Raw genomic sequence first — 10,280 nt, forward strand, 5'->3', positions numbered from 1 at the left:
TTGATCTAGAATGCACTCAGTCATTGTAAAAGCGAGTGTGAAAACGAGTGTAAACGATTCCACTATTTTATCCCATGTCACACTTTTCGCGTCTCTGTTATGCTATGGTTATTACATACCATAAGCCCAATGGAGCGAAATATGCGAGTTCTGGTAACAGGTGGTAGCGGTTACATAGGTAGTCATACCTGCGTGCAACTGCTGCAAAACGGTCACGACGTCATCATCCTCGACAACCTGTGCAACAGTAAGCGCAGCGTGCTGCCGGTGATTGAACGCCTTGGCGGTAAACAACCGACTTTCGTGGAAGGCGACATCCGCAACGAAGCGCTGATGACCGAGATCCTTCACGACCATGCCATCGAAGCGGTGATCCACTTCGCGGGTCTGAAAGCGGTCGGTGAATCCGTTGCAAAGCCGCTCGAGTATTACGACAACAACGTCAACGGCACTCTGCGTCTCATCTCCGCCATGCGCGCGGCGAACGTCAAAAACTTCATCTTTAGCTCCTCCGCCACCGTCTACGGCGATCAGCCCAAAATCCCTTACGTTGAAAGCTTCCCGACCGGTACCCCGCAAAGCCCGTACGGCAAAAGCAAGCTGATGGTGGAGCAGATCCTGACCGACCTGCAAAAAGCACAGCCGGAGTGGAGCATCGCGCTGCTGCGCTACTTCAACCCGGTCGGCGCGCATCCGTCCGGCGACATGGGTGAAGATCCGCAGGGCATCCCGAATAACCTGATGCCGTATATCGCCCAGGTTGCCGTGGGTCGCCGCGACTCGCTGGCGATATTTGGCAATGACTATCCGACCGAAGACGGTACCGGCGTGCGCGACTACATCCACGTGATGGATCTGGCCGACGGTCACGTTGCGGCCATGCAGCAGTTGGCCAACAAACCGGGCGTGCATATTTACAACCTCGGCGCCGGGGTCGGCAGCAGCGTGCTGGACGTGGTTAACGCCTTCAGCAAAGCCTGCGGTAAGCCGGTGAACTACCACTTCGCTCCGCGTCGTGATGGCGACCTGCCTGCTTACTGGGCCGATGCCACCAAAGCCGACAAAGAGCTTAACTGGCGTGTGACGCGCACGCTTGATGAAATGGCACAGGATACCTGGCACTGGCAGTCACGCCACCCGCAAGGCTATCCGGACTAAGGATCCGTCATGACGCAATTTAACCCCGTCGATCATCCGCATCGTCGTTTTAACCCGTTAAGCGGGCAATGGATTTTGGTTTCTCCGCATCGCGCCAAGCGCCCCTGGCAGGGCGCGCAGGAGACGCCTGCAAAACAGACGCTGCCACAGCACGACCCGGACTGCTTCCTCTGTCCGGGCAACACGCGCGTCACCGGGGATAAAAACCCGGACTACAAAGGCACCTTCGTGTTCACCAACGATTTTGCCGCGCTGATGACCGACACGCCGGACGCGCCGCAAAGCCACGATCCGCTGATGCGCTGCGAAAGCGCGCGCGGAACCAGCCGCGTGATCTGCTTCTCGCCCGATCACAGCAAAACGCTCCCGGAGCTGAGCGTGGACGCGCTGAAAGAGGTCGTCAGCACCTGGCAGGCGCAAACCGCAGAGCTGGGGCAGCGCTATCCGTGGGTGCAGGTGTTCGAAAACAAAGGCGCGGCCATGGGCTGCTCTAACCCGCACCCGCACGGCCAGATCTGGGCGAACAGCTTCCTGCCTAACGAAGCCGAGCGTGAAGACCGTCTGCAGAAAGCGTATTTCGCGGAAAACGGTTCGCCGATGCTGGTGGACTACACCCAGCGCGAGCTGGCCGACGGCAGCCGCACCGTGGTGGAAACCGAACACTGGCTGGCCGTCGTCCCTTACTGGGCCGCCTGGCCGTTTGAAACGCTGCTGCTGCCGAAAGCGCACGTGCAGCGCATCACCGATCTTAGCGACGCGCAGCGCGACGACCTTGCCCTGGCGCTGAAAAAGCTGACCAGCCGTTACGACAACCTCTTCCAGTGCTCTTTCCCGTACTCCATGGGCTGGCACGGCGCCCCGTTTAACGGCGAAGAGAATCAACACTGGCAGCTGCACGCCCATTTCTATCCGCCGCTGCTGCGCTCTGCGACGGTGCGTAAATTCATGGTGGGCTATGAAATGCTGGCGGAAACCCAGCGTGACCTGACGGCGGAACAGGCGGCAGAACGTCTGCGTGCCGTTAGCGACGTCCACTATCGCGAATCAGGAGTCTAAAAAATGAGTCTGAAAGATAAAACACAATCCCTGTTTGCTGAGAAATTTGGCTACCCTGCCACCCACGTTATCCAGGCGCCAGGCCGCGTTAACCTGATCGGTGAACACACCGACTATAACGACGGATTCGTGCTGCCGTGCGCTATCGATTACCAGACCGTCATCAGCTGTGCGAAGCGCGACAACCGTAAAGTTCGCGTGATTGCGGCGGATTACGGTAATGAGACGGACGAGTTTTCCCTCGATGCCCCGATTGTGACGCACGACAGCCAGCAGTGGTCTAACTACGTGCGCGGCGTGGTGAAACACCTTCAGAAGCGTAACAAGAACTTTGGCGGCGCAGATTTAGTTATCAGCGGCAACGTGCCGCAGGGTGCGGGCTTAAGCTCCTCTGCGTCCCTGGAAGTCGCCGTGGGCACCGTGTTCCAGCAGCTTTATCATCTGCCGCTGGATGGCGCGCAAATCGCCCTGAACGGTCAGGAAGCAGAAAACCAGTTCGTGGGCTGCAACTGCGGCATTATGGACCAGCTGATCTCCGCACTGGGCAAAAAAGAGCATGCCCTGTTAATTGACTGCCGCTCGCTGGGCACCAAAGCCGTTCCCCTGCCGAAAGGCGCGGCTGTGGTGATCGTCAACAGCAACTTTAAGCGCACGCTGGTGGGCAGCGAATACAACACCCGCCGCCAGCAGTGCGAAACCGGCGCCCGCTTCTTCCAGCAGCCTGCCCTGCGCGACGTGACGCTCAATGAATTTAACAAAGTGGCGCACGAGCTGGATCCGGTTGTCGCCAAACGCGTTCGTCACGTGCTGACGGAAAATGCCCGTACCGTTGAAGCCGCGTCCGCGCTGGCGAAAGGTGACCTGAAACGCATGGGTGAGCTGATGGCGGAATCTCACGCCTCCATGCGCGATGATTTTGAAATCACCGTTCCGCAGATCGACACCCTGGTGGACATCGTTAAAGCCACCATCGGCGACAAAGGCGGCGTGCGCATGACGGGCGGCGGTTTTGGCGGCTGCATCGTTGCGCTGGTGCCAGAAGAGCTGGTCCCTGCCGTACAGGATGCCGTGGCGAAGCAGTACGAAGCAAAAACGGGTATCAAAGAAACCTTCTATGTTTGTAAAGCATCACAAGGAGCCGGACAGTGCTAAACGAAACACCTACCCTTGCACCGGATGGTCTGCCGTATCGCCTGTTAACCCTGCGCAACAGCGCGGGGATGGTCGTTACGGTGATGGACTGGGGGGCAACCCTTCTTTCTGCCCGCGTACCGATGCCGGACGGCAGCGTGCGCGAGACTCTGCTCGGCTGCGCCTCGCCTGAGCAGTACGTCAATCAGTCCGCCTATCTGGGCGCGTCCGTCGGGCGCTATGCTAACCGCATCGCGAAGAGCCGTTTTGAACTCGACGGCGTGCCGTACATCCTGCTTCCAAGCCAGGGTGAGAACCAGCTGCACGGCGGTCCGGACGGATTCGATAAACGCCGCTGGAAGATTGTTCGTCAAAACGACGGCGAAGTGCTGTTCTCGCTGGATTCGCCTGATGGCGATCAGGGCTTCCCGGGGAACCTTGTCGCGTCCGCGCGCTTTACGCTGACCGACGACAACCGTATCGCCATTGAATACCGTGCGACGGTCGACAAGCCGTGTCCGGTCAATCTGACCAATCACGCGTACTTTAATCTGGACGGTAACCAGTGCGACGTGCGTGAGCACAAGCTGCAGATCCTGGCGGATGCATATCTTCCAGTTGACGAGATGGGCATTCCGTATCAGGGCCTCAAAGACGTGAGCGGCACCAGCTTTGACTTCCGCAGCGCGAAGTCCATCGCCCAGGATTTCATGAGCGATGACGATCAGCGTAAGGTAAAAGGCTACGACCACGCTTTCCTGCTGCAGGCCAAAGGCGATGTGAAACAGCCTGCCGCACAGGTCTGGTCTGCGGATGAGAAACTGCAGATGACGGTTTATACCACAGCCCCTGCCCTGCAGTTTTACTCAGGCAACTACCTCGGCGGCACGACGGCGCGCGAACACGATGAGTACAGCGACTGGCAAGGCCTGGCGCTGGAGAGCGAGTTCCTGCCGGACAGCCCGAACCATCCGGAATGGCCGCAGCCAGACTGCGTGCTGCGTCCGGGTAAAGAGTACGTGAGCGTGACGGAATATCATTTTATTCCACATTAATATCCAGCCCTCCCTCCGGAGGGCTTTTTTCTGCGCGCCTTGCTGAAAATAGCGCCGATCGCAGACAAAATCATAACCCTGGATTCACAAGCATCTTACACTCAGAGACTATTTTCGCTATGGTTAGGGTTAAGCGTTGCTGGTGGCACAGCCACGGCAATATAATGAGAATTGTTATCATTCTAAAAATGCTTGAGGAGTAAGAGATGGCTATAACTAAGCTGGTCCTGGTGCGTCACGGCGAAAGCCAGTGGAACAACGAAAACCGCTTTACCGGTTGGTACGACGTTGATCTGTCTGAGAAAGGCGTAAGCGAAGCAAAAGCAGCGGGTAAACTGCTGAAGGAAGAAGGCTTCAGCTTTGATTTTGCTTACACCTCTGTGCTGAAACGTGCCATCCACACCCTGTGGAACGTGCTGGACGAACTGGATCAGGCCTGGCTGCCGGTTGAGAAGTCCTGGAAACTGAACGAACGTCACTACGGTGCGCTGCAGGGCCTGAACAAAGCGGAAACCGCTGAGAAATATGGCGACGAACAGGTTAAACAGTGGCGTCGCGGCTTCGCAATCACCCCACCAGAACTGACCAAAGATGACGAGCGTTACCCGGGCCACGACCCGCGTTACGCGAAGCTGACCGACGCTGAGCTGCCAACCACCGAAAGCCTGGCGCTGACCATCGACCGCGTTGTGCCTTACTGGAACGAAACCATTCTGCCACGCCTGAAAAGCGGCGAGCGCGTGATCGTCGCGGCTCACGGTAACTCCCTGCGTGCGCTGGTGAAATACCTGGACAACATGGGTGAAGACGAAATCCTCGAACTGAACATCCCAACTGGCGTACCGCTGGTGTATGAGTTCGACGAAAACTTCAAGCCAATCAAACACTACTATCTGGGTAACGCAGAAGAGATCGCGGCGAAAGCAGCGGCTGTCGCGAACCAGGGTAAAGCGAAGTAATTTTCGCAAGGCATAAAAAAAGCGCGGAGCCTTCCGCGCTTTTTTATTTGTGCCTGAGAATTCAGCCGCGGCGCGCTTTTACCGCATTCGCCAGCTGACGCAGGATGGTATCGGTATCGTCCCAGCCAATGCAGGCATCGGTGACGCTTTTGCCATACACCAGCGGCTCGCTGCCTTCCAGGTTCTGGTTACCTTCAACCAGATGGCTTTCGATCATTACCCCAATCACCGCCTTCTCACCGCCGGCAACCTGCTGGCAGACGTCTGCACCCACTTCCATCTGCTTTTTAAACTGCTTGCTGGAGTTAGCATGGCTGAAATCGATCATCACCTGCGGTGGCAGCCCGGCTTTTTCCAGCCCGACCTTCACTTCCGCCACGTGTTTCGCGCTGTAGTTCGGCTCTTTGCCGCCGCGCAGAATGATATGGCAGTCACCGTTACCGCTGGTGTTAACGATGGCGGAATGGCCCCATTTGGTCACGGACAGGAAGCAGTGCGGCGCACCCGCTGCGTTGATGGCGTCAATAGCCACCTTAATGGTGCCGTCAGTGCCGTTTTTGAAACCCACCGGGCAAGAGAGACCGGACGCCAGCTCGCGGTGCACCTGAGATTCGGTTGTGCGGGCACCAATTGCGCCCCAGCTCATCAGGTCTGCCAGGTATTGCGGCGTTATCATGTCCAGGAATTCACCGGCCGCAGGCAGGCCGCTGTCGTTGATCTCCAGCAGCAGCTTGCGCGCAATGCGCAGGCCGTCGTTGATCTGGAAGCTGTTATCCATATGCGGATCGTTAATCAGTCCTTTCCAGCCCACGGTGGTGCGCGGTTTTTCAAAATAGACGCGCATCACGATTTCCAGCTCGTCCTTCAGCTCTTCACGGAGGGTGAGCAGACGGGCAGCGTACTCTTTCGCAGCTGCAGGATCGTGAATGGAGCACGGACCAATCACCACCAGAAGACGATCGTCATTACCTTTCAGGATCTTATGGATCGCTTTACGAGCATGAGAAACCGTGTTTGCGGCATTTTCAGTGGCGGGGAATTTCTCAAGGAGCGCTACAGGAGGTAATAACTCATTGATCTCTTTAATGCGTAAATCGTCGTTCTGATAATTCATTTTCTTTCCAGCTCTGCCATATCTTTAGTAATGAAAGCAATCCTTTCAATCTATCTTGTCGACCAGGAAGTGTAAACACGGTTTTACACTTCACGCAGATAATTCCTGGAATTCGCCTAAAAATCGCCACAAAATAGCGAAAAACGAGATCTAACCTAAGCTTTTTAACTGTAACAACCAATTTTACACGCTTAAACGCGATTCCCTACTGACGTAAGTCCGTAAGGCGGAATCTTTCGCCTCAGAAAAAGATGCACTGTTGGAGAATGTTATCCAGCGTAACGACAAGAACAGGAGCACCATGATGAAAATGACAAAACTGGCAACCCTCTTCCTGACCGCCACACTTACTCTGGCAAGCGGCAGCGTCCTGGCCGCGGAAACGGGCACATCAGACAGCAACGGTGATGCGAATGCCGCGGCAGCAGCAGGCCAGCCCGCACCTGATGCGAAACAGAATATCGCCCCGAATAATGTCGACAACAGCCAGATCAATACCGGCAACACTAACAACGGAGGCACCATGCTGCATCCCAACGGCAGCGGTTCCGGCACCATGAATCATGACAATATGAGTTCGGACGAGGTTCATAAGAACTCAATGTGCAAGGACGGCAAATGCCCTGACCCTAATGACAAAGTAGGGAACGACGCGAATACCAAAACCGATGGCACCACCCAGTAATGTAGGGTTCGGTAAGAAAAAGGAGAGCTCTGGCTCTCCTTTCTTTTTGGAGTAACCTATTAAAAACGCTACACTAAAAACAATAACATATCAGGAAAGCAGACATGGCTCACTCCCATTCCCACTCACCCTCTCCCGGCAACGACAACGCTAAACGACTGATGCTGGCCTTTGGCGTTACCGCAACGTTTATGATTATCGAGGTCATTGGCGGCCTCATTTCCGGCTCTCTGGCGCTACTGGCTGATGCCGGACATATGCTGACCGATGCCGCAGCGCTGCTCTTCGCCCTGCTGGCGGTGCAGTTTGCGCGTCGTCCTCCCAATGCGCGCCATACCTTCGGCTGGCTGAGGCTGACAACCCTCGCCGCGTTTGTTAACGCCATTGCGCTGGTGGTCATTACCGTTCTTATCGTCTGGGAGGCCGTCCAGCGCTTCAGACACCCGCAGCCGATCGCCGGGGCGACAATGATGGTGATTGCCGTGGCGGGGCTGCTGGCGAATATCCTCGCCTTCTGGATTTTGCACCGCGGCAGCGGGGAAAAGAACCTCAACGTGCGCGCTGCGGCTCTGCATGTTCTGGGTGATTTACTCGGCTCAGTCGGGGCGATTGTCGCCGCGCTGGTGATCCTCTACACCGGCTGGACGCCTGTCGATCCGATTCTGTCCGTGCTGGTGTCGTGTCTGGTCTTGCGCAGCGCCTGGCGGCTGCTGAAGGAGAGCGTGAATGAACTGCTTGAAGGGGCACCGGCATCGATGGATATTGACGAGCTGAAGCGCAACCTGCGCCGTTCAGTCCCGGAAGTCCGCAATGTTCATCACGTGCACGTCTGGCTGGTAGGGGAAAAACCGGTCATGACGCTGCACGTCCAGGTGATCCCGCCTCACGACCACGATGCGCTGCTTGAACGCATCCAGCATTTTCTTGAACATCACTACGAAATTGGCCACGCCACCATCCAGATGGAGTATCAGCCCTGTAACGGGCCGGACTGCCACCTTAACGAGGCGCAGTCCGGACATTCACATCAGCATCACCACTAGCTGGAAAGCGCGTGAGAACCCCGCTCACGCGCGCTCTTAATCCACATCCGGCTGCCGTTCAGCGCGATGAAGGTCAGCAGCAGATATTCCAGCGACATCGCATAGACGCCCTGCAGGGCGAAGATTGCCACGCTGATCACGTTGATGATGACCCACAGCAGCCAGTTCTCAACGTATTTACGGGTCATCAGGATCATCGCCGCAATCGACAGCACCATCATGCAGGAATCCCAGAACGGGAAGGCATCCGGCTGGAGCTCGGGCATCGTCACGTTCAGGCCGAAACCGGACATGACCGAAACGGCAACGCGGGTCAGGAACGCAAACACCGGGTTGATATAGACGGTCATTAAACCAATGGCGACCACGCAGGCGACAAACCAGGCGATGGCTTTCGGCAATGGAAGCCAGCGGATCTGCAGTTCTGCCTCCTGCTGGCTGTTCTGACGCGACCACGCGTACCAGCCGTAAATATTGGCGGCGAAGAAGAACAGCTGCAAAAGCAGGCTGGCGTACAGCTGGATCTGGAAGAAGATAATCGCAAACAGCGTAACGTTAATCAGCCCGAACGCGTAGTTGCTAATCTTCTCCAGGCTTGCCAGCCAGATACAGAGTAATCCCGCCAGCGTGCCAACGGCCTCAATCCATGACAGGTCATAGCCACCTGCACCAATCGGTATATGAACCAGAATGTTCTGCGTGCTAAAAAAATCCATCTTTTCCCCGGTCGTTTTGAATTAAGTACGTAGTGTAGCCGCAAAATCCAGCATGCGGTTAAGCGGAATTAATGCACCTTCACGCAGGGCGGCATCCACATGGATTTCATGTGCTGCCCCGCCCGTCTCGAGCCCTTCGGCAATGGCCTTCAGGCCATTCATCGCCATCCACGGACAATGCGCACAGCTGCGACACGTTGCGCCCTCGCCCGCCGTTGGCGCTTCAAGGAGCTCTTTCTCCGGCACGGCCTGCTGCATCTTGTAGAAGATACCGCGATCGGTCGCCACGATGAGCTGCCTGTTAGGCAGCGTTCTGGCCGCGTTGATAAGCTGGCTGGTTGAGCCCACGGCGTCCGCCATGTCGACAATCGACTGCGGTGATTCAGGGTGAACAAGAATCGCGGCGTCAGGATAAAGTGCCTTCATGCGCGCCAGCGCCTGGGTTTTGAATTCGTCGTGCACAATGCAGGCCCCCTGCCAGCAGAGAACGTCAGCCCCCGTCTGCTTCTGGACATAATTTCCAAGATGGCGGTCAGGCGCCCAGATAATTTTCTCGCCCAGGCTATCCAGATGTTCAATCAGCTCAACGGCGATGCTGGAGGTGACAACCCAGTCTGCCCGCGCTTTTACCGCCGCAGAGGTGTTGGCGTAAACCACCACGGTCCGGTCAGGGTAGGCGTCACAGAAGGCCGTGAATTCGTCAATCGGGCAGCCGAGATCCAGTGAACACTCCGCATTAAGCGTCGGCATCAGAATGGTTTTTTCAGGGCTCAGGATCTTTGCCGTTTCGCCCATAAAACGCACGCCAGCAACCAGCAGCGTGGAAGCAGGATGTTTTGCACCGAAGCGTGCCATCTCCAGTGAGTCAGAAATACAGCCCCCGGTCTCTTCCGCCAGCTGCTGAATTTCCGGGTCGGTGTAGTAATGGGCTACCATCACCGCATCTCGTTCTTTGAGAAGACGTTTGATCTTCTCACGGTAGAATTGCTTTTCGTCCTGGCTCAGCGGGACAGGCTTTGGCGGAAACGGATAGATTGCGGCTTCAGGATCAAACATCACACTCATTATGGCTTCTCGTTTTACGGGCTTAACAATATTGCCTTTCTTTTGCATGACATAGCAAAACGCATGGCAATTGTGTTTTGTATACTAAACAAGATAGCGAATATGAGAGGAAAAGTCACCGGAAATAGGTGCGGATAGCATTTGTCGGCTGGCGGATTCGCCTTGCCCGACCTGCACAGACGGCAGATAGCAAAAAGGCGCCTTTAGGGCGCCTTTCTACACTGGTGGGTCGTGCAGGATTCGAACCTGCGACCAATTGATTAAAAGTCAACTGCTCTACCAACTGAGCTAACGACCC

10 protein-coding genes and 1 tRNA gene are annotated in these 10,280 nt (G+C 56.2%); 7 read left to right on the plus strand and 4 right to left on the minus strand.

The features are described 5' to 3' along the window. Nucleotides 1–141: 141 nt before the first annotated feature. The 5 genes from galE to gpmA all read left to right on the plus strand — a co-directional run bounded on the left by galE (nt 142) and on the right by gpmA (nt 5,359). Nucleotides 142–1,158 carry a UDP-glucose 4-epimerase GalE gene (gene galE / locus AC27FC_RS13655; protein ID WP_023334950.1) on the plus strand — a complete coding sequence of 339 codons (1,017 nt, stop codon included), beginning with the start codon at nt 142–144 and terminating at the stop codon, nt 1,156–1,158. A 9-nt stretch (nt 1,159–1,167) separates the two neighbouring features. Next, complete coding sequence (gene galT, locus AC27FC_RS13660) at nt 1,168–2,214, plus strand: galactose-1-phosphate uridylyltransferase (RefSeq protein ID WP_196354698.1); 1,047 nt, start codon at nt 1,168–1,170, stop codon at nt 2,212–2,214. Between the two features lie 3 nt (nt 2,215–2,217). Continuing rightward, nucleotides 2,218–3,366 (plus strand): galactokinase, encoded by a 1,149-nt coding sequence (galK, locus tag AC27FC_RS13665; protein WP_196354699.1) that lies wholly within the window; start codon nt 2,218–2,220, stop codon nt 3,364–3,366. Continuing rightward, nucleotides 3,360–4,400, plus strand: a complete 1,041-nt coding sequence (gene galM / locus AC27FC_RS13670) for a galactose-1-epimerase (protein ID WP_094934373.1) — start codon at nt 3,360–3,362, stop codon at nt 4,398–4,400. The genes galK and galM overlap by 7 nt, the downstream gene beginning before the upstream one ends. 206 nt (nt 4,401–4,606) lie before the next feature. Then, a complete protein-coding gene (gene gpmA, locus AC27FC_RS13675) occupies nt 4,607–5,359 on the plus strand; it encodes a 2,3-diphosphoglycerate-dependent phosphoglycerate mutase (protein ID WP_033144959.1) in 753 nt (250 codons plus the stop codon). Between the two features lie 61 nt (nt 5,360–5,420). Here the strand turns inward: gpmA and aroG are convergent, their stop codons facing one another. Then, nucleotides 5,421–6,473 carry a 3-deoxy-7-phosphoheptulonate synthase AroG gene (gene aroG / locus AC27FC_RS13680; protein WP_058841707.1) on the minus strand — a complete coding sequence of 351 codons (1,053 nt, stop codon included), beginning with the start codon at nt 6,471–6,473 and terminating at the stop codon, nt 5,421–5,423. Nucleotides 6,474–6,777: 304 nt separating this feature from the next. Between aroG and AC27FC_RS13685 the strand changes: the two genes are divergently transcribed. Beyond that, complete coding sequence (locus AC27FC_RS13685; RefSeq protein WP_087822191.1) at nt 6,778–7,158, plus strand: protein YbgS; 381 nt, start codon at nt 6,778–6,780, stop codon at nt 7,156–7,158. Between the two features lie 104 nt (nt 7,159–7,262). Further along, nucleotides 7,263–8,201, plus strand: coding sequence for a CDF family zinc transporter ZitB (zitB, locus tag AC27FC_RS13690; protein WP_033144958.1), 939 nt, complete (start codon nt 7,263–7,265; stop codon nt 8,199–8,201). Here the strand turns inward: zitB and pnuC are convergent. The 3 genes from pnuC to AC27FC_RS13705 form a co-directional block, all read right to left on the minus strand. Beyond that, nucleotides 8,198–8,917, minus strand: a complete 720-nt coding sequence (pnuC, locus tag AC27FC_RS13695; RefSeq protein ID WP_047061376.1) for a nicotinamide riboside transporter PnuC — start codon at nt 8,915–8,917, stop codon at nt 8,198–8,200. The genes zitB and pnuC overlap by 4 nt on opposite strands. Nucleotides 8,918–8,938: 21 nt before the next feature. Further along, entirely contained in the window at nt 8,939–9,982 is a 1,044-nt protein-coding gene (gene nadA, locus AC27FC_RS13700; RefSeq protein WP_069303829.1) for a quinolinate synthase NadA, read from the minus strand. A 222-nt stretch (nt 9,983–10,204) separates the two neighbouring features. Beyond that, nucleotides 10,205–10,280: transfer RNA gene (locus tag AC27FC_RS13705), tRNA-Lys, on the minus strand.

It is taken from the genome of Enterobacter sp. C3_dUdeg (genome assembly GCF_057536195.1).